The sequence below is a fragment of the Dactylosporangium sp. NPDC005555 genome (genome assembly GCF_040605635.1).
Classification (GTDB): domain Bacteria; phylum Actinomycetota; class Actinomycetes; order Mycobacteriales; family Micromonosporaceae; genus Dactylosporangium.
Window position 1 is genome coordinate 24,844 of sequence record NZ_JBEXDG010000076.1, and the last position, 19,622, is coordinate 44,465.

Annotated in this window: 25 protein-coding genes and 1 pseudogene; 9 read left to right on the forward strand and 17 right to left on the reverse strand. The window is 72.6% G+C overall.

Features of this window, described 5'->3' with window-relative positions:
* Positions 1-74: 74 nt before the first annotated feature.
* Positions 75-1,532, forward strand: coding sequence for a hypothetical protein (locus ABZS58_RS45450; RefSeq protein WP_354790472.1), 1,458 nt, complete (start codon positions 75-77; stop codon positions 1,530-1,532).
* Positions 1,533-1,545: 13 nt separating this feature from the next.
* Here the strand turns inward: ABZS58_RS45450 and ABZS58_RS45455 are convergent, their stop codons facing one another.
* The 5 genes from ABZS58_RS45455 to ABZS58_RS45475 are packed head-to-tail and all read right to left on the reverse strand — an operon-like array spanning position 1,546 to position 4,335.
* Complete coding sequence (locus ABZS58_RS45455; protein ID WP_354790474.1) at positions 1,546-2,094, reverse strand: GNAT family N-acetyltransferase; 549 nt, start codon at positions 2,092-2,094, stop codon at positions 1,546-1,548.
* 4 nt (positions 2,095-2,098) lie between these two features.
* Positions 2,099-2,467, reverse strand: coding sequence for a hypothetical protein (locus ABZS58_RS45460; RefSeq protein ID WP_354790476.1), 369 nt, complete (start codon positions 2,465-2,467; stop codon positions 2,099-2,101).
* Positions 2,464-3,468, reverse strand: coding sequence for an NADP-dependent oxidoreductase (locus ABZS58_RS45465; protein ID WP_354790478.1), 1,005 nt, complete (start codon positions 3,466-3,468; stop codon positions 2,464-2,466). The genes ABZS58_RS45460 and ABZS58_RS45465 overlap by 4 nt, the downstream gene beginning before the upstream one ends.
* Positions 3,465-3,881 (reverse strand): organic hydroperoxide resistance protein, encoded by a 417-nt coding sequence (locus ABZS58_RS45470; protein WP_354790479.1) that lies wholly within the window; start codon positions 3,879-3,881, stop codon positions 3,465-3,467. The genes ABZS58_RS45465 and ABZS58_RS45470 overlap by 4 nt, the downstream gene beginning before the upstream one ends.
* The gene (locus ABZS58_RS45475) at positions 3,859-4,335 is read right to left on the reverse strand and encodes a MarR family transcriptional regulator (RefSeq protein WP_354790481.1); all 477 of its coding nucleotides are present in this window, start codon (positions 4,333-4,335) and stop codon (positions 3,859-3,861) included. Before ABZS58_RS45475 ends, ABZS58_RS45470 begins: the two co-directional genes overlap by 23 nt.
* 192 nt (positions 4,336-4,527) lie before the next feature.
* Between ABZS58_RS45475 and ABZS58_RS45480 the strand changes: the two genes are divergently transcribed.
* Entirely contained in the window at positions 4,528-6,642 is a 2,115-nt protein-coding gene (locus ABZS58_RS45480) for a ThuA domain-containing protein (RefSeq protein WP_354790483.1), read from the forward strand.
* Positions 6,643-6,662: 20 nt separating this feature from the next.
* Positions 6,663-7,289 (forward strand): DUF998 domain-containing protein, encoded by a 627-nt coding sequence (locus tag ABZS58_RS45485; protein WP_354790485.1) that lies wholly within the window; start codon positions 6,663-6,665, stop codon positions 7,287-7,289.
* Here ABZS58_RS45485 and ABZS58_RS45490 read toward each other — a convergent pair.
* The 3 genes and pseudogenes from ABZS58_RS45490 to ABZS58_RS45500 form a co-directional block, all read right to left on the reverse strand.
* A pseudogene (locus ABZS58_RS45490) lies at positions 7,273-7,407 on the reverse strand (GMC oxidoreductase); the annotation flags it as partial. The gene ABZS58_RS45485 and the pseudogene ABZS58_RS45490 overlap by 17 nt on opposite strands.
* 88 nt (positions 7,408-7,495) lie before the next feature.
* On the reverse strand, positions 7,496-8,353 hold the full coding sequence (locus tag ABZS58_RS45495) for a sigma-70 family RNA polymerase sigma factor (protein ID WP_354790486.1): 858 nt from the start codon (positions 8,351-8,353) through the stop codon (positions 7,496-7,498).
* Positions 8,350-8,793 carry a carboxymuconolactone decarboxylase family protein gene (locus ABZS58_RS45500; protein WP_354790487.1) on the reverse strand — a complete coding sequence of 148 codons (444 nt, stop codon included), beginning with the start codon at positions 8,791-8,793 and terminating at the stop codon, positions 8,350-8,352. Before ABZS58_RS45500 ends, ABZS58_RS45495 begins: the two co-directional genes overlap by 4 nt.
* 97 nt (positions 8,794-8,890) lie before the next feature.
* On the opposite strand from ABZS58_RS45500, the gene ABZS58_RS45505 reads away from it, so the two are divergent.
* Positions 8,891-9,379 carry a hypothetical protein gene (locus ABZS58_RS45505; protein ID WP_354790489.1) on the forward strand — a complete coding sequence of 163 codons (489 nt, stop codon included), beginning with the start codon at positions 8,891-8,893 and terminating at the stop codon, positions 9,377-9,379.
* A 57-nt stretch (positions 9,380-9,436) separates the two neighbouring features.
* Here ABZS58_RS45505 and ABZS58_RS45510 read toward each other — a convergent pair whose 3' ends face one another.
* The gene (locus ABZS58_RS45510) at positions 9,437-9,646 is read right to left on the reverse strand and encodes a hypothetical protein (RefSeq protein ID WP_354790491.1); all 210 of its coding nucleotides are present in this window, start codon (positions 9,644-9,646) and stop codon (positions 9,437-9,439) included.
* A gap of 201 nt (positions 9,647-9,847) precedes the next feature.
* Between ABZS58_RS45510 and ABZS58_RS45515 the strand changes: the two genes are divergently transcribed.
* The 3 genes from ABZS58_RS45515 to ABZS58_RS45525 all read left to right on the forward strand — a co-directional run bounded on the left by ABZS58_RS45515 (position 9,848) and on the right by ABZS58_RS45525 (position 11,472).
* Entirely contained in the window at positions 9,848-10,360 is a 513-nt protein-coding gene (locus ABZS58_RS45515) for a hypothetical protein (RefSeq protein ID WP_354790492.1), read from the forward strand.
* 83 nt (positions 10,361-10,443) lie between these two features.
* Positions 10,444-11,052 (forward strand): TRIC cation channel family protein, encoded by a 609-nt coding sequence (locus ABZS58_RS45520; RefSeq protein WP_354790493.1) that lies wholly within the window; start codon positions 10,444-10,446, stop codon positions 11,050-11,052.
* A gap of 54 nt (positions 11,053-11,106) precedes the next feature.
* Positions 11,107-11,472, forward strand: coding sequence for a VOC family protein (locus ABZS58_RS45525; protein WP_354790495.1), 366 nt, complete (start codon positions 11,107-11,109; stop codon positions 11,470-11,472).
* 3 nt (positions 11,473-11,475) lie between these two features.
* Here the strand turns inward: ABZS58_RS45525 and ABZS58_RS45530 are convergent, their stop codons facing one another.
* Together ABZS58_RS45530 and ABZS58_RS45535 are read right to left on the reverse strand one after the other, a co-directional pair.
* Positions 11,476-12,645: a hypothetical protein gene (locus ABZS58_RS45530; RefSeq protein WP_354790496.1), complete on the reverse strand. Its 1,170-nt coding sequence runs from the start codon at positions 12,643-12,645 to the stop codon at positions 11,476-11,478.
* A 9-nt stretch (positions 12,646-12,654) separates the two neighbouring features.
* A complete protein-coding gene (locus tag ABZS58_RS45535; RefSeq protein WP_354790497.1) occupies positions 12,655-13,104 on the reverse strand; it encodes a hypothetical protein in 450 nt (149 codons plus the stop codon).
* 119 nt (positions 13,105-13,223) lie between these two features.
* On the opposite strand from ABZS58_RS45535, the gene ABZS58_RS45540 reads away from it, so the two are divergent.
* Positions 13,224-13,658, forward strand: a complete 435-nt coding sequence (locus ABZS58_RS45540; RefSeq protein ID WP_354790499.1) for a cupin domain-containing protein — start codon at positions 13,224-13,226, stop codon at positions 13,656-13,658.
* A gap of 214 nt (positions 13,659-13,872) precedes the next feature.
* Here ABZS58_RS45540 and ABZS58_RS45545 read toward each other — a convergent pair whose 3' ends face one another.
* From ABZS58_RS45545 to ABZS58_RS45565, 5 genes are all read right to left on the reverse strand, one after another.
* Positions 13,873-14,694: a C40 family peptidase gene (locus tag ABZS58_RS45545; RefSeq protein WP_354790500.1), complete on the reverse strand. Its 822-nt coding sequence runs from the start codon at positions 14,692-14,694 to the stop codon at positions 13,873-13,875.
* A gap of 333 nt (positions 14,695-15,027) precedes the next feature.
* Entirely contained in the window at positions 15,028-15,495 is a 468-nt protein-coding gene (locus ABZS58_RS45550; protein WP_354790501.1) for a YbaK/EbsC family protein, read from the reverse strand.
* A gap of 16 nt (positions 15,496-15,511) precedes the next feature.
* Positions 15,512-16,399, reverse strand: coding sequence for an LLM class flavin-dependent oxidoreductase (locus ABZS58_RS45555; protein ID WP_354790503.1), 888 nt, complete (start codon positions 16,397-16,399; stop codon positions 15,512-15,514).
* 10 nt (positions 16,400-16,409) lie between these two features.
* Entirely contained in the window at positions 16,410-16,955 is a 546-nt protein-coding gene (locus tag ABZS58_RS45560; protein ID WP_354790504.1) for a YdeI/OmpD-associated family protein, read from the reverse strand.
* Positions 16,955-17,350: a VOC family protein gene (locus tag ABZS58_RS45565; RefSeq protein WP_354790506.1), complete on the reverse strand. Its 396-nt coding sequence runs from the start codon at positions 17,348-17,350 to the stop codon at positions 16,955-16,957. The genes ABZS58_RS45560 and ABZS58_RS45565 overlap by 1 nt, the downstream gene beginning before the upstream one ends.
* Before the next feature lie 63 nt (positions 17,351-17,413).
* Here ABZS58_RS45565 and ABZS58_RS45570 point away from each other — a divergent pair, with 63 nt between their 5' ends.
* Entirely contained in the window at positions 17,414-18,358 is a 945-nt protein-coding gene (locus ABZS58_RS45570; RefSeq protein ID WP_354790507.1) for a WYL domain-containing protein, read from the forward strand.
* A 15-nt stretch (positions 18,359-18,373) separates the two neighbouring features.
* Here ABZS58_RS45570 and ABZS58_RS45575 read toward each other — a convergent pair whose 3' ends face one another.
* Positions 18,374-19,372: a LacI family DNA-binding transcriptional regulator gene (locus ABZS58_RS45575; RefSeq protein ID WP_354790508.1), complete on the reverse strand. Its 999-nt coding sequence runs from the start codon at positions 19,370-19,372 to the stop codon at positions 18,374-18,376.
* Between the last annotated feature and the right edge of the window lie 250 nt (positions 19,373-19,622).

Sequence of the window (19,622 nt, forward strand, 5' to 3'; positions counted from 1 at the left end):
CCCTGTGGAGAGGACGGGGGCGGCAACCGTTCGTCCAAGGTCAACTGTTGCGCGCGGATGCGATGATCGGCCCCGTGGGCTCCGCGTTACCCGTCGGCCGGGAGGTCCTCATCCCCCGGCAGCTGTCGGTCGCCATCGACGAGGGTGGCATCCGCACGGCCTCCGGCATGCTGCCCGCACTGCTGTACACCACCGAGGGCCTGGAACGGCACGGCCAGCGGGAGATGGTGTTCGCCGTGATCCGCACCGGGGCGCCCGCCCCCGGCTACCCGCTGTCGATGGCCCGCACCGTGCACCGGCTCGCCGCCGAGGGCAGCCTCGTCGAGGCCGGCGACGTCAGCGTCTTCGGGCAGCCCGGCATCGACATCGACGGCCGGGTGACGGGGTTCGTCTACGCCGCCGCCCCCGAGGACATCCCGGTGACGGCCACCTTCGAGCGCCCCCCGCTGGTGGCGCTGCCGCTGCTGGGCGGCGAGACCGCGGTGGTGCAGCGCTTCGGCCACGCCCGGGTGCTGTCGCTGCTCGGCGCGCAGGAGCGCTACTACCCGCACCCGTGGTGGTTCCGTCCCGGCCGTGCCCCGGTCGTCGACGACGCCGAGTTCCGCGCCGCGACGATGCTGTCGAAGGCTCCGGCGTACAACCTGCCGTTCCTGCGGGTCGTCCACGTCGCCGACCGGCTCGAGCTGACGATCGCCGCGGGCGACGCGACCTCCTACATCGGCGGCGCCGACGAGGAGCTGGAGGCGTTCGAGGAGGCGCTGCGCGAGGCCGCCGACGTGTGCGCGTTCCTGCCCGGCCTCGCCGACGTCCCGCAGACCTACGTGTGGGCCCCCGGCCAGCAGGGCCCGGCCGCGATCGTGGCGCCCGGCGGGGAGCGCTCAGCCCGGATCGGCTGCAACTTCCTGCTGCTGGTCCGCGGCACCGCCGAGCCGACCGCCCGTCAGGTCGAGGACGGCTTCGCGGTCCTGCTGACCGGCGCGATGTACGCCCGGCTCCGCCAAGCGGTCGAGGCGGGCCGCCCGATCGAGATCGGCCTGCCCGCGGGCGCGGTGAGCACCCTCGCGCTGCGCCTGGAACCCCGCCCGGGGCCCGGCACGCGGCCGGTGCAGGCGGTGCGGCCGGGTCCGGGCACCCAGTCGGCGCCGCCGTCCGGGACCACCGGTGCGGCCGCGGCCGGCCCCCGCCAGGACGGCAGGGCGCTGCGGCACGTCGACCACGGGCGGATCGTCCTGCTCACCCCGGAGGAGCAGGTCCGCCGGGCGACGACCGCGGCCGAGCTCGGCGACTTCATCGACCGGGCCAGGGGCATCGTCGACCGGGCGTTCACCGGCGTGCGGCACGGCACCGAGGAGCTGATGGTCGAGTTCCGGCTCGGCCCGTCCCGCCCGGTCGCGGTGCGGATCATGGCGCGCCCCGAGGCGCCGCCCCGCGAGCTGCAGGTCGTCCTGGAGCGGCAGCTGCTCGCCCTGCGCCCGCCGTCGATCCGGCACACCGAGGTCGCGTTCCAGCTGCACCTGCAGCTGTCCGGCTGAGCCGGGCGGCGGCTCAGGCCGGGCGGCGCAGCCGGTGGAGCACGTGGTCGGCGAGCGGGTGGTCCGGCGCCAGGTTGGGGTGCAGGAAGTCGTCGGCGGGGTCGCTGGTCATCCCGATCCGCCGCATCACCGCCTGCGACGGCTCGTTGGTGCGGGTCGTGATGGACACGATCTCGTCCATCCCGGCGCCGTCCGGGCCGGTCGGGCGGAATGCGAAGTCCCGCGCCGCGACCGCCGCCTCCGTCGCGTAGCCGTGCCCCCAGGCGGCCCTGGCCAGCCGCCACCCGATCTCCAGCGCCGGGGTGAAGTGCGCCGGGAACCGCTGCCACGCCAGCCCGACGAACCCGATGAAGGCGCCGGTCCCGACGACGTCGACGGCCCACAGCCCGTAGCCGAGTTCGGCGAACTGCGCCTCGATCCGGTCGGCCATCTGGTCGCTCTCGGCGTGGGTCAGCGGTCGCGGGAAGAACCGCATCACCTCGGGGTCGGCGTTGAGCGCCGCGAACGGCGCCCGGTCCTCGTCCCGCCACCGCCGCAGCTCGAGCCGTGCAGTTCGCAGCATCCGCCTATTGAACCCCGGCCTCCCGGGCCACCCGCAACCCCCACAGGACGAGGGGCACCTGCAGCGGCAGCCGCCCGTACGCGACGGCCCGGCGGACCGGTGGCGCGTGCCGCCAGTCGACGGCCATCTTCACGTTGGCGGGGAACACCGCGGCGAAGAACCCCGCCGCGGCGAGCCCGGCCGCCCGGCGGGTCCGGGGGTGGACCAGCCCGGCGGCGAGCGCGAGCTCCGCGACGCCGCTCACGACCGTGTAGGTCCGCGGCGACCCGGGCAGCGACCGCGGCACGATCCGGTCGTAGGGTGCCGGGTTGACCAGGTGCGTCACCCCGGCCGCGGCCAGCAGCCCGGCCAGCGCCAGCGCGGACCGGCTCACGACAGCCGGACGATCATCTTGCCGAGGTTCTCCCCGCGGAGCATGCCGAGGAAGCCGTCGACGGCGTGGTCGATCCCGTCGACGAACGTCTCCGCGACCTGCACCCGCCCTTCCCGCAGCCAGCCGGCCATCTCCCCGGTGAACTCCTGCCGCCGCCCCCAGTGGTCCAGGACCAGGAACCCCTGCATGGTGATCCGCTTGCTGATCAGCAGGGTGAGATTGCGGATGCCGGTCGCGTCGGGGCCGTTGTACTGCGAGATCGCCCCGCACACGGCGACCCGCCCGTGCACGTTCATCCGGAACAGCGCCGCCTCCAGCTGCTCCCCGCCGACGTTGTCGAAGTAGACGTCGATGCCGTCGGGCGTGAGCTGCTTCAGCTGCTTGCGGATGGAGCCGTCCTTGTAGTTGAACGCGGCGTCGAAGCCGAGCTCGTCGACGAGGTAGCGCACCTTCTCCGCGGACCCGGCGGAGCCGATCACGAGCCGCGCGCCCCGCAGCCGCGCGATCTGCCCGGCGAGAGTGCCGACCGCCCCGGCGGCGCCGGAGATGAAGACCGTCTCGTCGGGGCGCATCTTCGCGACGTCGAGGAGTCCGGCGTACGCCGTGAGCCCCGGCATCCCGAGGACGCCGAGATACGCGGACGCCGGCGCGACCGTGGTGTCGACGGCCCGGGCGTGCTTCGCGTCGAGCAGCGCGTGCTCGCGCCAGCCGAGCCCGTGCAGCACGCTGTCGCCGACCGCCAGGTCCGGGCTCTGCGACGCGACGACGGTGCCGACCGCGCCGCCGTCGAGGGCCGCGTCGAGCTGGAACGGCGCCACGTAGGACGGCACGTCGTTCATCCGGCCGCGCATCGCGGGGTCGACCGACATGACCTCGTTGCGGACCAGGACCTGCCCGGGGCCGGGCGCCGGCAGCTCCTCGGTGACGAGCCGGAAGTCCTCCGGGGTCGGGAAACCCTCCGGCCGCGCGGCGAGCTGCCACACCTTGCTGCTAGTCGTCATGCCAGTTCCAGCTTGACGTCGATGTTGCCGCGGGTCGCGTTGGAATACGGGCAGACCTGGTGCGCCGCCTCGACGAGCTGCTGGGCCGTGGCCGCCTCGACGCCGGGCAGGGTGACCGTCAGGGTGACGTCGAGCCCGAAGCCGCCGCTGCCGTTGGGGCCGATGCCGACCCGGGCGTTGACCTCGCTGCCGTCGACCGAGGCCTTGGCCCGGCGGGCGACGATCCGCAGCGCGCTGTGGAAGCAGGCCGCATAGCCCGCCGCGAACAGCTGCTCGGGGTTGGTCGCCCCGCCGGCGCCGCCCATCTCCTTCGGCACGGCCACGTCCATGTCGATGATGCCGTCGGTGCTGGTGACGTGGCCGTCGCGGCCGTCGCCGGTGGCGGTGACCTCAGCGGTGTACAGGACTGCCATCAGGAGCATCTCCTTGCAGGTCGGTGAGTGTGGCGGTGAGGCGGACCAGGGTCTCGCGCAGGGCGTCGAGCTCGTCGATCCCGAGCCCGCCCTCCTTGCCCTCGCAGACGAGCCTGGCGGGGACGGCGCGGGCCCGCTCGCGCAGCGCGGCGCCGGCCCCGGTGAGCTGGACGGTGACGGACCGCTCGTCGTCGGTGCGGCGCGCCCGCGTGACGAGGCCGGCCGCCTCCAGGCGCTTGAGCAGCGGCGACAGGGTGCTCGAGTCGAGCCGCAGCGCGGCGCCGAGCTCCTTGACGGTCCTGCTGTCGTGTTCCCAGAGCACGAGTAGGACCAGGTACTGCGGGTACGTGATGCCCAGCTCGTCCAGCAGCGGCCGGTAGCGCGCGGTGACGGCCCGCGAGGCCGTGTACAGCGCGAAGCAGACCTGCTGGTCGAGTGCCAGGACATCCCTCACACCCCGAAACGTAGCACACGATTCAGTCGTGCACGACCTAACGGTCGATCAAACCACGGCCATTGACACTTTTGTTTGTTCACGGCAAAGTTCTGACTGAAGCAACGGAAGGTGCGTTCGGCGCGCTCCTCCCTCCCCGTGATCGCGACGGTCCCGCACAGACCCGCGATCCAGTCGGAAGGAGCACGTCACGTGCGTATACCCGGTTGGAAACTGATCGCCGCGACCGCCGTCGCCGCGGTCGTCGCCGCGAGCGGCGCGGCCACCCCCGCGTCCGCGGCCCCCGCGTTCAAGGTCCTCGTCTTCTCCAAGACGGCGGGCTTCCGGCACAGCTCGATCCCCAACGGCATCGCCGCCGTCCAGGCGCTCGGCACCGCGAACAACTTCGCCGTCGACGCGACCGAGGACGCCGGCGCGTTCACGACCGCGAACCTCGCCCAGTACAAGGCCGTCATCTGGCTGTCGACCACCGGCGACGTGCTCGACGCGACCCAGCAGACCGCGTTCGAGTCCTACATCCGCGCCGGTGGCGGATACGTCGGCGTGCACGCCGCGGCCGACACCGAGTACACCTGGCCCTGGTACGGCAACCTCGTCGGCGCCTGGTTCGCCTCGCACCCCGCGCAGCAGCAGGCGACGATCAAGGTCGAGGACCGCGCGCACCCGGCGACCGCGCACCTGCCGCAGACCTGGACCCGCACCGACGAGTGGTACAACTACCAGACCAACCCCCGCAGCACCGCCAAGGTCCTGATGAGCCTCGACGAGAGCTCCTACTCGGGCGGCTCGATGGCCGGGGACCACCCGATCTCCTGGTGCAAGCAGTATGACGGCGGCCGCAGCTGGTACACCGGACTCGGCCACACCGAGGCGTCCTACACCGAGGCGAACTTCACCGCACACCTCCTCGGCGGCATCAGGTGGGCCGCGGGTCAGGCCCAGGCCGACTGCCGCCCCGAGACGGGCTACCAGGCGCTGTTCGACGGCAGCCAGGCCAGCCTCGACCAGTGGCGGCAGGCCGGCCCCGGCGGGTTCACGCTCGCCAACGGCACCCTCACGAGCGTCGGCGGGATGGGCCTGCTCTGGTATCCGGTGAGCCAGTTCTCCAACTACTCGCTGAAGGTCGACTGGCAGATGCCCGGCGACGACAACGGCGGCGTGTTCATCGGCTTCCCCGACCCCAACGGTGACCCCTGGGGCCCGGTCAACGCCGGCCACGAGATCCAGATCGACGCCACCGACGCCGACCCGTCGCGCACCACCGGCAGCGTCTACAGCTTCAAGGCCCCCGACGCCGCGCTGCGCGCCGCGGCCCTCAACCCGCCGGGGTCGTGGAACACGTACGAGGTCGGGGTCCACGGCCAGCGGGTCGAGATCTGGCTCAACGGCGTGAAGATCAACGACTACACGAGCACCCGGGCGATCCAGACCGGCTACATCGGCGTGCAGAACGACGGCGCCGGCGCCGACATCTTCTACCGCAACATCCGGATCAAGACCGACGGCAGCCAGCCCGCGACCGACATCGCCCGCGGCAGGACGGCGACCGCGTCGTCGGTGGAGCCCAACAGCACGTTCGTCGCCGCGAACGCCGTCGACGGCAACGCGACCACCCGCTGGGGCAGCGTCCACGCCGACCCGCAGTGGTGGCAGGTCGACCTCGGCGCCTCGTACAACCTCAACCGGGTCCGCATCAACTGGGAGGCCGCGTACGCGAAGTCGTACCAGATCCAGACCTCACCGGACGGCAGCGCCTGGACCAACGTGTACACCACGACGACCGGCGACGGCGGGGTCGACGACGTCACCCTGACCGGCACCGGCAGATACGTGCGGATCAACCAGACCCAGCGCGGCACGGCGTGGGGCTACTCGATCTTCGACGTCAACGTCTACGGCACCCCGGCGAGCACCGGACCGCAGTCGCTGTGCCGCAACTGCCCGGTGACCGTGTCGTCGGTCGAGCCCGGCAGCGCGCACAACGGCGCGAACGCCGTCGACGGCAACACCGCGACCCGCTGGGGCAGCGCCTACGCCGACCCGCAGTGGATCCGGCTCGACCTCGGCGCCACCCGGACCGTCAACCGGGTGCGGCTCAACTGGGAGACGGCGTACGGCAAGGCGTACCAGATCCAGACCTCGCCGGACGGCAACACCTGGACCAACATCTACACCACGACGACCGGCGACGGTGGCATCGACGACCTCACCGTCAACGGCTCCGGCCGCTACCTGCGGGTCAACGGCACACAGCGCGCGACGCAGTGGGGCTACTCGCTGTGGGAGCTCGAGGTCTTCGGCACCTGACCCAGGGCATACTGCTGGACATGCTCTATCCGGTGCGGTGGTTCGGGAAGGTTGTCACGCCCTTCCGGCAGCTCCCGGTGGTCTCCTCGGCCACCGCACCGGTCCTGCTCATCGGCGGCTGGACCGTCGCCGCCGCGCTGCAGCCGGTGGGCTTCGACCCGCTGCGGGACACGATCAGCGCCCTCGCCGGCCACGGCGCCGCGCATCGGTGGGTGATGACCGTGGCGCTGCTCGGCGTCGGCCTCTGCCACGTCGTCACCACCCTCGGCCTGCGCGCCCTCGCCACCCCGGGCCGGGTCATGCTCGCCGCGGGCGGGGTCGCCACGGTCCTGGTCGCCGCGTTCCCGCTGCCCGCCACCGGCTCGTCGGTGGCGCATCAGCTCGCGGCGACGACCGCGTTCGCCTGTCTGGCGCTGTGGCCCGCGCTCGGCCGTGTCCCGGGCGGCGCACCCCAGCCGATCCCGGCGGCCCTCCTGCGCGGCGCCACCGCGGTCCTCTCCGCGCTGGTCGTGCTCTTCTGTCTGGCGCTGGCGGCGGGTGTACTGGTAGGCCTCGCCGAACGGCTCGCCGCCGGCGCACAGGCCCTGTGGCCGCTGGCGACCGTCATCATCCTGCGCAGGACGACCGGGGTCAGCGGCCCGCGGTGATCAGGTCGGCGGCCTTCTCCGCGATCATGTAGACCGGCGCCATCGTGTGCCCGCGGTTGATGACCGGCAGCACCGAGGCGTCCACGACCCGCAGCCCGGTGAGCCCGCGCACCTTCAGCGCCGGTCGCCGGTCAGCAGCCAGCCGAGCCGGAGCAGCGGCCGGGTCGCCGCGGCGGCGAACTCGTCGAAGTCGCGCATACCCCCTACTACGAGCCCGCCGCCGCAAAGGTTGAGAGTTTCGCGGGATTCGCGATCCGGAACAGGTCGTGGATCCGGCCGTCGACGACGCACAGGCACATGGTGTACCGGTAGTTCGCGTCGACGAGCAGCGCGTACCCGCCGTTGACCCCGGCCGGGACGGCGGTGAACGGCCGGTCCGGCATGATGCCGGCGAAGAAGCGCACCACCTTCGCCCGCCCGCGGATCGGGTTGGGGCCGGTCCTGACCTTGCCGCCGCCGTCGTTCCACGCGATGACGTCCTCGTGGAGCAGCGCCTCGAGGCGCCGGACGTCGCCGTCGCGGGCGGCCGCCACGAACCCTTCGAGGAGTCGGGCGTGCTCGGCCGGGTCGGTGCCGAACCTGGCCCGCCCGGCGAGCGCCGTGCCCGCCCGGCGGTGCAGCTGCCGGCAGTCCTCCCCGGTCCGGTCGAGGATCCCGGCGATCTCCGCGTACGGCAGCTCGAACGCGGTCCGCAGCACGTATACGGCCCGCTGCGGCGGGGTCAGCTGCTCCATCAGGTGCAGCACGGCGATCGACAGGTCGGATGTGTCGATCACCGCGGCCGGGCCGGACAGCTCGGGCGGCCGGCCGGTGCTGACCGGCTCCGGCAGCCAGGTCCCGACGTAGTCCTCCCGCCGCGCCTGGCGGGCCCGGAGCGCGTCGACGGCGAGCCGCGCCACCACCCTGGTCAGGTAGCGGCGCGGCTCGGCGACCCCGGACCTGTCGGCGCGGGTCCACCGCAGGTACGCCTCCTGCAGGACGTCCTCGGCGTCGTACAGCGTGCCGACCAGGCGGTACGCCAGGCCGAGCAGCATCCGCCGGTGCGCGAGGAACTCCTCGCTCACGCGACCTTCGGCTGGGTCCTGGTCGAGACGGCGAGACGGTTCCACACGTTGATCGTCGCAATGACCATGAGCAGGTCCGCAACCCCCTCCGCGCCGTAGTGCTCCACCGCGGTGTCCCACACGCCGTCCGGCACGCCGTGCTCGCCCAGCCTGGTGACGTGGTCGGTGAGGTCGAGCGCGGCCCGCTCCTTCGCGTCGAAGAACGGCCCTTCCCGCCACGCCGAAACGGCGAACAGCTTCCGCGTGTCCTCGCCCTCGGCGAGGGCCTCCGACGTGTGCATGTCCACGCAGAACGCGCAACCGTTCAGGATCGACGCCCGGAGCTTGAGCAGGTGGAGCAGTGCCGGGTCGACGTGTGCCCTGATGTATTTCTCCAGCCCGAGCACCGCCTGGTACGCCTCGGGGTTGATCTCGCTGAGTGCCATTCGCTGTGTGTTCATGGAATGAGGACGGCCCGGCCCACCCGGAACGTGACAGGTTCCCGGCCCGGGGCGGTGTGTGCTGCGCCACTGGCCACAGGCACTAGGGTTCGACGGTGTGGACACCACCCGCACCCCGGCAGGCTGGCGGCACCTGCCGCCTCCGGCCCGGGCGATCGCGACCGCCGCCTCCGCCGCCGTCGAGGCCGCGCAGGGCCGCGACAAGGAGGCGTTCGACGCGGCGGTCGAGCAGCTCGCCGCCCTCGACGCGGTGCAGGCCGGCCTGGTCCTCGGCGTCGTCGTCCGCTCGCTGCTGGAGGATCTGCACCCCGACGGCCTCGACGGCGACGACGTGCGCGCCGCCCTGGAGCGGGCGGTGCGCTCCGCGATGGAGTGGCAGGACATCGACCCGCAGGTGATGGTCGTGCTGCTGGTGGGCGCCCTCGGCGTCCAGGACGAGAACGACGACGAGGCCCGCCCGTCCCCGCTCGTCCTGGCGAGGCACGCCCCGCTGCTGCTCGTCGACCTGCTCGGCCCGCGGCCGTTCCCGCGGTATCTGCAGGCCGCGTTCACCGAGATCGAACGTTCCCAGACCCACGACGTGTGAAAACGGTGAAGCCGGTGGCCTCTCGGCGGCACCGGCTTCAGGCGTACTGGTCGCGGCCTACTTGGACGGCTCGGGCAGGGCGCAGCTGATCTTGGGGTTGACACCGAGGTAGTTCAGCGGCCCGGCGACGATCGTCACGAGGATCGTGCCGGTCTTCGCGCAGTTCGTGTCCTCGCTGTCGAAGTAGCCACGCTGCCCGGCCGCGATCACGCCGATGATCAGCCAGATGACGAGGATGACCCCGCCGATACCGGATCCTCTGCCCACGGGAGTGCCTCCATCTATCCAACGAACTCGTCAACTTCGAATCGACGGTTGGATACCCCAGACCCCCACTGACGCAAACCCGCCCGGTGATCTTCATCGCTGTCCAGTTGGCAGCAATGGGGGAGTCAGCGTCGCCGGGCTGCTCGTACGGTTCGACTCGTTCCAGAACACCTGATGCAGCATCCGAAGGAGTCACCAGATATGAGCGACGACTACGTTCCCTTCACCACCGACCTCGACGGCGACGGCGTGGAGGACCAGGCCGCGATCTACACCACCGAGGACGGCGGCAACCTGCTCCTCGGCGACCTCGACGGCGACGGCGAGGCGGACTTCGCGGCGATCGACGAGGACGGCGACGGCGTCTACGAGCAGTCCTACAACGCCCTCACCGACGAGTACACCGACCTGACCGCCGCGGACACCGCGGACACCGCCGGCTACGACGGCTCGGGCGGCAACCTCGACGGCGACGTGGCCCAGTACGACACGACCGGCTACGACGGCTCGGGCGGCAACCTCGACGGTGACGTCAGCGGTGGCATGAACACCGCCGAGGGCACCATCTCCGCGGCCGACGACACCGACACCGACACCGCCGGCGACACGTCCGCGGCGGCGGGTTCGAGCGGCGGTTACTACGACGCGGCGGCCGTGTCCGACATGCTGGCCATGCAGCACGAGACCAGCATGGCCGTCATCAACAACATCTGACCCCCGGCACCGGGACGTGCCGTATACAGGACGGGCGCGGTGCCGAGGGGTGCCGCGCCCGCCCGTACAGCTGGAGCACAACCGTGTCAGAGCTCAGCCTGCTCCTCGTCGTCGACCTGGTCGGCATCGCCGTGTTCGCCGCCTCGGGCGCGACCGCCGGCGTCGCGAAGCGGCTGGACCTGTTCGGGGTCGTGTTCGTCGGGTTCATGGCGGCGCTCGGCGGGGGCATCCTGCGCGACGTGTTCGTCAACGTGCAGCCGTTCGCGTTCGTCGACTGGCGCTACGCGGCGGTCGCCGTCGTCACGTCCGCGGCGGCGTTCTGGCTGCACCCGACGGTCAGCCGGCTGTACTGGACGGTCCAGGTCCTCGACGCGGCCGGGCTGGGCCTGTTCACGGTGACCGGCACGCTGAAGGCGCTCGACGCCGGCGTGCCGCCCGTCGGCGCCTGCATCATCGGCATGATCACCGGGATCGGCGGCGGCCTGATCCGCGACCTGCTCACCGGCGAGATCCCCACGGTGCTGCGCCGGGAGATCTACGCCGTCGCCGGGCTGACGGGCTGCGCCTCGGTGGCGGCGCTGGACGCGCTGCACGTGCAGCGCCCGGTGAGCATCGCCCTCGCCGCCGTCCTCGTCTTCGTGCTCCGGATGGTCGCCCTGCGCCGCAACTGGTCGGCCCCGACGCCGTCGTGATGCGGCCGCATGATCCTGACATGAGGTGGCAGGAATGGGCGGCAGAATGAGGGCATGTCTGGATTCGCCACGCTCATCATGGTCAACATCGACTGCGCCGAGCCGCCGGTGCTCGCCACCTTCTACAGTGAGGCCCTCGGCTGGGAGGTGACCCACACCCAGGCCGAATACGCGATGATCAGCGACGGCAGCACGTCGATCGGCTTCGGGCGGATCGAGGGCTACACCGCGCCGACCTGGCCGGAGGGTCCGGTGGGCAAGCAGTTCCACCTCGACTTCTACGTCGACGACCTCGCCGACGCCGAGGCGCGCGCGATCAAGCTCGGCGCGACCCGCCCTGACTTCCAGCCCGCGCCGGAACGCTACGTGGTCCTGCTCGACCCGGCCGGCCACCCGTTCTGCGCCTGCCTGCGGTCGTAGCCCCTACTTCGTGAGGGAGGACGAGGACACCGACGGGGGCCGGGCGCCGAGGAAGAAGATGCCGGGGAAGCCCGACGTCTCGAACCCGGCGCTCGGGTTCTTCCGCAGCGTCGAGCTCTCGATGGACATCGTGCCGGTGCGGTCGTTGCTGACGAAGAACACCGCACCGCCGCCCTCGTTGGCCTTGTTCTGCTCGACGAGCGTCCCGGCGAGCCGGACGGTGAAGAGGTTGCCGTCGCAGTAGATGGCGCCGCCGCTGCCGCCGCCGGGCGTGCCGCCGCGGGCCGGGTTGGCGCCCTTGCCGACCGCCGAGTTGTAGGACAGCACGCTGTTGAGCACGACCCACGACACGCCGATGCTGCTGAGCGCCCCGCCGTTGGCGCACACGCCGCCCTGGCCGGACGCACCGCCGAAGGTGCTGCCCACCACGTACACCGGCTGGTTGTGATACTGGCTGAGGACCCGGATCGCGGCGCCGCCGAGGTCCGGGCCGTTCTGGTCGCAGCGGTTGCGCACGAAGCGCGAGTTGACGACCTTGAACCGGCCGCCGCGCACGAAGATCGCGCCGCCGCCGCCACCCTCCGCGGTCTCGCCGGTGGAGTTGCCGTCGGCGAACGTCAGGTTCTGCACCGTCAGCGACGGGTGGTCCTGGTCCTGGCAGTGCGACGTGGTCCAGCCCTGGTTCTTGTCGCAGGTGTTCATGTACAGGATGCGCCGCTTGCCCTCGCCGCTGAGCGTGACCCTGCCGCCACCGTCGAGCACGATCTTCGCGCCCTGGGTGTTCTTGATCTTCGCGGTGGCCTTCATCGCGATCGTGACGGGTGCCGGCCCGCAGTTGAACGTGATGGTGCCGCCGGCCCCGACCGCCGATACGACCGCCTCCGACGTGCAGCTCGCGGCGGTGCCGTTGCCGACGGTCCGGGTGGGCTTCGACGTGTCGGCCGCCCGGGCCTCCGCCGGGACGCTCGCCTTACCGTTCGGGTTGCCGTTGACCTGCGGGGGCGCCGCCGACGCCGAGGGGCTGCCGCTCGGGCTCGGGCCCTGCGTCGCCGATGCCGACGGGGAAGCGGCCGCTGCCGAGCTGCCCGCCAGGGCGGCACCGCTCGTCTCCGGGGAGCCGCCGCACCCGGCGAGGAGGAGAACGAGCGTCAGTGCCGCCGTGCGTCGTCGCATCGGGCGATCCTACGACCGGCGCAGCTCGCGCTCCCAGTCCAGGGCCGCGGCCTCCAGGGCCTCCGGGTCGAGGTCGAGGGTGACCGGGTAGTCGTAGGTGCGCGTCCGCTCCTCGCCGAGCCACGGCGGCGCCGCGGCCAGGGAGAACCCGACCGTGACCCGGGGCTGCAGGTGGTCGTGCTCCTCCAGCGTGAGCGTCAGGGCCGGCGCCGCGAACGCCAGCCGGTCCGGCAGCTCGAGGCGGCCCTTCGCGGCCTTCAGCAGCCACCCGCCGAGGGTCGCCGCCTCGGCCGCGGTCAGGCACGCGTCGCGGAACGTCCACGCCCGCCCGTCCCCGGCGTCGACGATCCCTTCGACCACGAGCGGCGTGTCTGGGTCGTCCCCGGTGCCGGCGGCGTCGTCCGCGGCGCCGGCGATGCGGAGTTCGACGCTGCCGCCGCCCGGTGCTTCCAGCTTCACGACGACCTCACCGCGGAAACAGTCACCAGGTCAGCATCGCAAGCGGGCCGCCCCGGGCGCACCGGACGTTCGGCGGACGCTCCGGGTCGCTACGGTGACGGGATGACCACGGTGACGATATGAGCGGGCGTCCACGCCTGGCGGAGCTGCTCGACATGGCGCCGCACCCGGAGGGCGGCTGGTTCCGGGAGACGTGGCGGTCGCCGGTGACGTTCTCCCCGGACGGCTACGACGGCCCGCGCAGCGCGGCGACGGCGATCTACTTCCTGCTGCACCCGGGGGAGGAGTCGGCGTGGCACGTGGTGCGCTCCGACGAGCTGTGGTTCTGGCACTCCGGCGGGCCTCTCGCCCTGCGCCTCGGCGGCTCCGGCGACCGGCCCGGCGAGGGGCCGGCCACGCTGCTCGGCGGCGACATCGCGGCGGGGGAGCGGCCCCAGGTGCTGATCCCCGCCGGAGTGTGGCAGGCCGCGACGCCGACCGGCACCGAGCCGGTCCTGGTCAGCTGCGTCGTGGCGCCGGGCTTCGACTTCGCCGACTTCCGCCTCGCCACCTGACCTTTTTCGTACCCGCGCGAAGACGGTCCACATTGGACACCTGTGCCGTCCGATGTGGACCGTCCCTGGCTCGGCCGATCCGTGTGGCTCGGCCGATCCGTGTGGTTCGGCCGATCCGTGTGGTTCGGCCGATCCGTGTGGTTCGGCCGATCCGTGTGGTTCAGTCGATCCGTGTGGTTCAGTCGATCCGTGTGGTTCAGTCGATCCGTGTGGTTCAGCCGATCCGTCTGGCGAAGCTGAACGCGTAGATCGGTGAGATCTTCACGCCGCCGCGCTCGGTGGACGCGTGCACCATGCGCCCGCCGCCGATGTAGATGCCGACGTGACCCGCCGCCGGGAAGACCAGGTCGCCGGGGCGCAGCTCGCCCCGCCCGACCGGCCGTCCGACCCTGGCGAGGCCGCCGGTCTGGTGCGGCAGTGCGACCCCGGCCCGCCCGTACGCGGCGGCGACCAGCCCCGAGCAGTCGAACCGGTCTGGGCCGGACGAGCCGAACCCGTACGCCTTGCCGACCTGCGCGAGCGCGAACCCGACCACCCCGCCGCCGCCACCGGCGACTGCCGGCATGGTGATCCTTGGGGTCGTGGCGCGTTTCGGTGTGCGTGGCGTGACGCGTGGTGTCGTGGTGCGCTGCCGGGCCGGTCCCGTGCGCGGCGTGGCCTGCTTCGGCCGGGCCGCCTGCGTGGACCTCACCCGGTTCGCCGCCCGGCGCCCGGCGGTCGCCCCCGCGACGACCGCCGACCCTGATGCCGCTGCCGCCTCGGGAACGCCGGCCGGTCCGCCGCCGCCCTGGACCGCGGCCTCCGCGAGCGCGAGCCGGGTCCGCATCGCGTCCCGGCGGGCGGCCCGCAGGTCGCGCAGCTCCGCGCGGGCGTCGACCGCACCCTGGTTGTGGGCCCGGTAGTAGGCGATGGCACGGATCCCGACCGGTGGTGCCGGCCGGTCGGCCAGCGTGCTGACCGGGCTGCCGTGCCCCGCGTCGCCGGACCCGCCTGCCGCGCCTGCCGGCGCGCTCCCCGCCACCCCGCACAGCACCACGCAGAGCACGGTGCCGAGGCCTTTCCGGAGGTTGGAACTCAGTGTGTGCGCCGCCTCATGGCGACGGCGTAACGGATGTGTGGACAGTGCGACTCCCCGCTAGGCCCGGGGCTCTCCTGCGCTCTCCGGCTGCCCGGTCGCGACGGTCGTCGTCACGGTCGGGCGGTGCCTCCCGGCGGTCGGAACCGACGGAAACGCTTGGGCCGGAAACCCGGGCAATGATGGTTGCCAGTGCCACATTCCCACAGTTTCCCAAGATGTCCGGCTTTTTGCGCAAATTGCCATTGGTGAGCGCTTTTCCCGTCTGTACCGACCGGGAAACGCGCCAGTCGATCAAGCCTCCGGCTCGGAGACGTCCGCGACCGTCGCACCGAGCGTCTCGACGGCGGCGCCGGCGTCGACGGCCAGCGCGACGCCGTGCCGGCCGCCGCCGAGCGTGATCTCCCGGCCCAGGATGCGCTGGTCGGCGATCACCGGCCACGCCGTGACCGAGCCGAACGGCGTGATGGTGCCGCGCTCGTATCCGGTGGCGTCGCGGGCGGTCGCCGCGTCCGGCATCGACAGCCGGTTGACGCCCAGGAGCGCGCGCAGCTTCGGCCACGAGACGACCCGGTCTCCGGGCACGAGGACGAAGCGGTAGTCGCCGTCGCCGACCCGCACCACGATCGTCTTGACCACGTCGGGGACCGCGACCCCACGCGCCTCGGCGGCCTCGGCGAGGCTGCGCACCGGCCCGTGCTCGACGACCCGGAACGCGATCCCGCTCGCCCCGGCCGCCGCGAGCGCTGGATTGTCGGACATCGGCCCACCGTACGCGTTACCTGACGAGTGGCCGCACCCGCTCGGCGACGAACCGCATGAAGCCCTCCGGGTCGGGGTCGTCGGGTGTCGGCTGGAGGACCACGGTGCCGGCGCCCGCGTCCGCCCACCGGGCGACGGCGTCGGCGACCGCGTGGGCGTCCCCGGCGACCGTCACGTCCTTGCTGTCGTCGTGGTAACCCCACCGGACCCGCTCGGCCGCCATGCGCTCGGCGGCGCCGTCACCGGTCGCGGCGTGCAGGTAGACGACGACGGAGTGCGGCGCGTCGCTCCGCCCCGCCGCCGCCCGGCCCTCGTCGATGAGCCGCCGCGCCGCCCTGACCCCCTCGACGTCGGTGCCGCCGGTGAGGATCGTCCCGTCGGCGACCTCCCCGGCCAGCCGCAGGGTCTTCGGCCCGGTGGCCCCGACCAGCACCGGCGCCGGCGCCCCGGTCTGCGTGGGCGGCCAGTCGAGCGCGACCTCGTCCAGGCGCACGTACTGTCCCTCGACGCTGAGCCGCTCGCCGGCGAGGAGACCGCGCAGCGCCGTCACGTATTCGCGCAGCAGCGTCACCGGCGACGCGGGCCGCGCGCCGACCTGCCCCATCCAGTCCTGCACCCCGTGCCCGACCGCGACGATCGCCCTGCCCGGGAACAGCCGGTACAGCGTCGCCAGCTCCATGCCGGTCAGCGCCACGTTGCGCAGCGGGACGGGCAGCAGTCCCACCCCGACCCGCAGCCGCTGCGACCAGGCGAGCGCGGCCGCCGCGGTCGCCACCCCGCTCTCGAGGAAACAGTCCTCCCACAGCCACAGCTCTTCCAGGCCGCTCTCGTCGGCGGCGCGGACCACGGCCCGCAGCCGCTCGGGGGGAAGCTGCGGCACGAACACGGCACCCAGAGTCGTCATGCGGCCATTCTCACGGACCGAGCCGCTCGACGATCGCCTTTACCCGGGCCGCTCGCCCGGCGGCCGTGCGCAGCTTCACCAGGTGCAGGATCAGCCCGTACCGCTCGGTGCCGGGCAGGGCGTCGAACGCCGCTCGTGCCAGCGGCGCGCCGGCGAGGGCCTCGGCCAGGTCGGGCGGGACGGTGGCGGTGCGCTGCGACGGATACGCCGCCGCCCACCGCCCGTCCGCCCGGGCCCGCGCGACCTCGGCGAGGCCGGCGGGGCGCATCCGGCCGACCGCGGTCAGCGCCTCGACCTTCGCCACGTTCACCTGCGACCAGGTGCTGCGGGGGCGGCGCGGCACGTACCGCTGCAGGAAATGCCGCTCGTCGAACCCTTTGCGCTGCCCGTCGATCCACCCGTAGCACAGCGCGGCGTCCAGGGCCTCGGTCACGGTCAGGCTGGCGACGCCGCTGCCCTTCTTGCCGACCAGGATCCAGATCTCGCCGGACTCGCCGTGGTGCTGCTCCAGCCACGCCTCGAACGTCGCGGTGTCGGCGAACAGGACCGGTTCCATCAGGCGCTCACGATCTCGAGGTAGTGGGGGTTGTGCATGACGCCGACGATGTTGCCGAACGGGTCGGTGACCGCGGCGGTCACGAAGCCGTGCCCGCGCTCGGTCCGCGGCTGCAGCGGCGTCGCGCCCATCGCGATGAGCCGGTCCAGTGTCCCGTCGAGGTCGTCGACGTGCCAGTACATGAACGCGCCGGCCGGGGTGACGGAGACGTCGTGCGGCGCGTACCGGCTGTCGACGATGCCGATCTCGTCCTGGTGGTCGCCGATGCGGAACTCGGCGTAGCCGGGCCGCTCGAAGTACGGCTCGACGCCGAACAGCTCCGTGTACCAGCGCTTGGCGGCGTCGTGGTCGGCGGCGAAGAAGCTGAGGGTCGCGAACCCGCGAAACGTTGTCATGCGGGGAACGCTATCGGCCATTGCGGAAAGATACGTTCCGCAATCTCTGGCAGACTTCGGGGAATGTTGGAGACGTCGGCGCGGCTGCTGCGGCTGCTGTCGTTGCTGTCGAGCCGCCGCGACTGGTCCGGCGCCGACCTCGCCTCGCGGCTCGCGGTGACCTCCCGCACCGTGCGCAACGACATCGAGCGGCTGCGCAGCCTCGGGTATCACATCGGCTCGACCACGGGACCGGCCGGCGGCTACCGGCTCGGCGCCGGGACCGCGACCCCGCCGCTGCTGCTCGACGACGAGGAGGCGGTCGCGGTCGCCGTCGGCCTGCGCGCGGCCGCCGCCGGCTCCGTCACCGGCCTGGAGGACCCGGCGCTGCGGGCGCTGATCAAGCTGGAGCAGACGCTCCCACCGCGGCTGCGCCGCCGCGTCGACGCGCTGCGCTCCGCGACCGTGTCGGCCGCCGGGGGAGGCCCGACCGTCGAGGCCTCACTGCTCACGGCGCTCGCCGCGGCGGCCCGCGACCACGAGCGGATCACCTTCGACTACAAGGACCGGCGACGCCGCGCCGAGCCGCACCGGCTCGTCTACACCGGCCGCCGCTGGTATCTGCTGGCGTGGGACGTCGACCGGGACGACTGGCGCACGTTCCGCGCCGACCTCGTCGAGCTGCGCGGCCCGACGGGTCCACGGTTTCCGCCGCGGGAGCCGCCCGGCGGGGACGCCGTCGCGTACGTGCTGCGCGGGGTGGCGTCGGCGGCATGGCGGGTGCCGGCCCGGATCCGGTTGCACGCGCCGATCGCGGAGGTGAGCGCGCGGCTGGCGTCGGTGGCGGGGCTGCTCACCCCGGTCACCGGCACCAGCTGCGACCTGGAGACCGGCGCCGACTCGCTCATGGACCTGGCCGGGTTTCTCGGCGCGACCGGCTTCCGCTTCACGGTGCTGGACCCGCCGCAGCTGCGGGACCTGCTCCGCGATCTGGCGGCCCGCTACCAGGCCGCGTCTGCCGGCGCCTGACCCGGGGCCTCCCCATCAGGCGACCGCGGTGGTGGACCGCTCGATCAGTCTGGTGGGCAGGATGACCCGCCGGGCGGGGCCGTCATCGCCTTCGAGCCGGGCGAGCAGCAGCCGCGCCGCGTGCCGGCCCATCTCCTCCGGGTCGTGCGCGATCACGCTCACGCCCAGGACGTCGCCGAGGTCCAGCTCGTCGAAGCCGATCAGGGCCTTGTCCTGGTTGTCGCTGGTCCTCAGCGCCCGCAGCGCGCCCGTCGTGATCCTGTTGTTGGTGGTGAAGAACGCCGTCGGCGCCGGGTCCTGGTCGAGCAGCGCCAGGACCGCCCGCTCGGCCTTGTCCACGTCGTGCGCGTCCTCCAGGAGGTACTCGCGCCAGGTCTCGACGCCCGCGGCCGCCATCGCCTCCGCGAACCCCTCGACCCGGTCCTGGTGGGTGCTCAGCCGCGACAGGTCCCCGACGATCCCGATCCTCCGGTGCCCGCGCTCCAGCAGGTGCTCGGCGGCGCTCTTCGCCCCGCCCCGGTTGTCGAGCAGCACCGCGTCCGCGGTCAGGTCCACCGGCGGCCGGTCCACGAACACGAACGGACTCCCGTGCCGCCGCTCCGCCGCCAGATGCCCGTGCTCCGCCATCGTCGAGGCGACGACCAGGCCCCGGACCCTGCGCTCCAGCAGCGAGTCCGTGAGCCGCCGCTCCCATTCCGGGTTCTCGTCGGTGCTGGCGGTGATCAGCTGCAGCCCGTGCATGCGCAGCTCCCGCTCCAGCCCACTGGCCAGCCGCGAGTAGAACGGGTTGGCGAGGTCCCCGCTGAGCAGCCCTACCAGTGTCGAGGTGTTCCCACCGCGGCGCAGCTCCCGGGCGGTCCGGTTCAGCCGGTAACCGAGCTCGTCGGCGGCGCTCTGCACCCGCGCCTTCGTCTCGACCGCGACATACCCTTCGCCGCTCAACGCCCGCGACGCCGTCTTGACCGACACACCTGACAGCGCCGCCACCTGTGCGAGGCTCGGCCGGCTACTCATCGCTGGAGTATGGCAGCCCGCCGCTTACGCATGACGCGAGGCTTGTGCCCGAGGCCTACCGTGACGGCCATGGCGCACGAACTGTGGGCAAGAGGCGACGCCTACGAGGCGTACGTCCTCAGCGGGGTGCTTGATGATCCGGAAGAGTTTGTGCCGCTATGACGCAATGCCGGTGAGTTAAGCGTTCAGGGTGATGGATGGGGCTGGATGGTGACTGTGAAGGTTGCTGTCCAGCTTCGTTGTTTGCGGC

Coding starts and splice junctions, on each gene's coding strand:
- ABZS58_RS45465 (WP_354790478.1), bottom strand. CDS start 3,468: ATGACGACTAGCAGCAAGGTGTGGCAGCTCGCCGCGCGGCCGGAGGGT.
- ABZS58_RS45530 (WP_354790496.1), bottom strand. CDS start 12,645: ATGCGACGACGCACGGCGGCACTGACGCTCGTTCTCCTCCTCGCCGGG.
- ABZS58_RS45470 (WP_354790479.1), bottom strand. CDS start 3,881: ATGGCAGTCCTGTACACCGCTGAGGTCACCGCCACCGGCGACGGCCGC.
- ABZS58_RS45550 (WP_354790501.1), bottom strand. CDS start 15,495: ATGTCCGACAATCCAGCGCTCGCGGCGGCCGGGGCGAGCGGGATCGCG.
- ABZS58_RS45455 (WP_354790474.1), bottom strand. CDS start 2,094: ATGCTGCGAACTGCACGGCTCGAGCTGCGGCGGTGGCGGGACGAGGAC.
- ABZS58_RS45560 (WP_354790504.1), bottom strand. CDS start 16,955: ATGGAACCGGTCCTGTTCGCCGACACCGCGACGTTCGAGGCGTGGCTG.
- ABZS58_RS45540 (WP_354790499.1), top strand. CDS start 13,224: ATGAGCGGGCGTCCACGCCTGGCGGAGCTGCTCGACATGGCGCCGCAC.
- ABZS58_RS45555 (WP_354790503.1), bottom strand. CDS start 16,399: ATGACGACTCTGGGTGCCGTGTTCGTGCCGCAGCTTCCCCCCGAGCGG.
- ABZS58_RS45500 (WP_354790487.1), bottom strand. CDS start 8,793: ATGAACACACAGCGAATGGCACTCAGCGAGATCAACCCCGAGGCGTAC.
- ABZS58_RS45565 (WP_354790506.1), bottom strand. CDS start 17,350: ATGACAACGTTTCGCGGGTTCGCGACCCTCAGCTTCTTCGCCGCCGAC.
- ABZS58_RS45515 (WP_354790492.1), top strand. CDS start 9,848: ATGAGCGACGACTACGTTCCCTTCACCACCGACCTCGACGGCGACGGC.
- ABZS58_RS45525 (WP_354790495.1), top strand. CDS start 11,107: ATGTCTGGATTCGCCACGCTCATCATGGTCAACATCGACTGCGCCGAG.
- ABZS58_RS45485 (WP_354790485.1), top strand. CDS start 6,663: ATGCTCTATCCGGTGCGGTGGTTCGGGAAGGTTGTCACGCCCTTCCGG.
- ABZS58_RS45575 (WP_354790508.1), bottom strand. CDS start 19,372: ATGAGTAGCCGGCCGAGCCTCGCACAGGTGGCGGCGCTGTCAGGTGTG.
- ABZS58_RS45570 (WP_354790507.1), top strand. CDS start 17,414: ATGTTGGAGACGTCGGCGCGGCTGCTGCGGCTGCTGTCGTTGCTGTCG.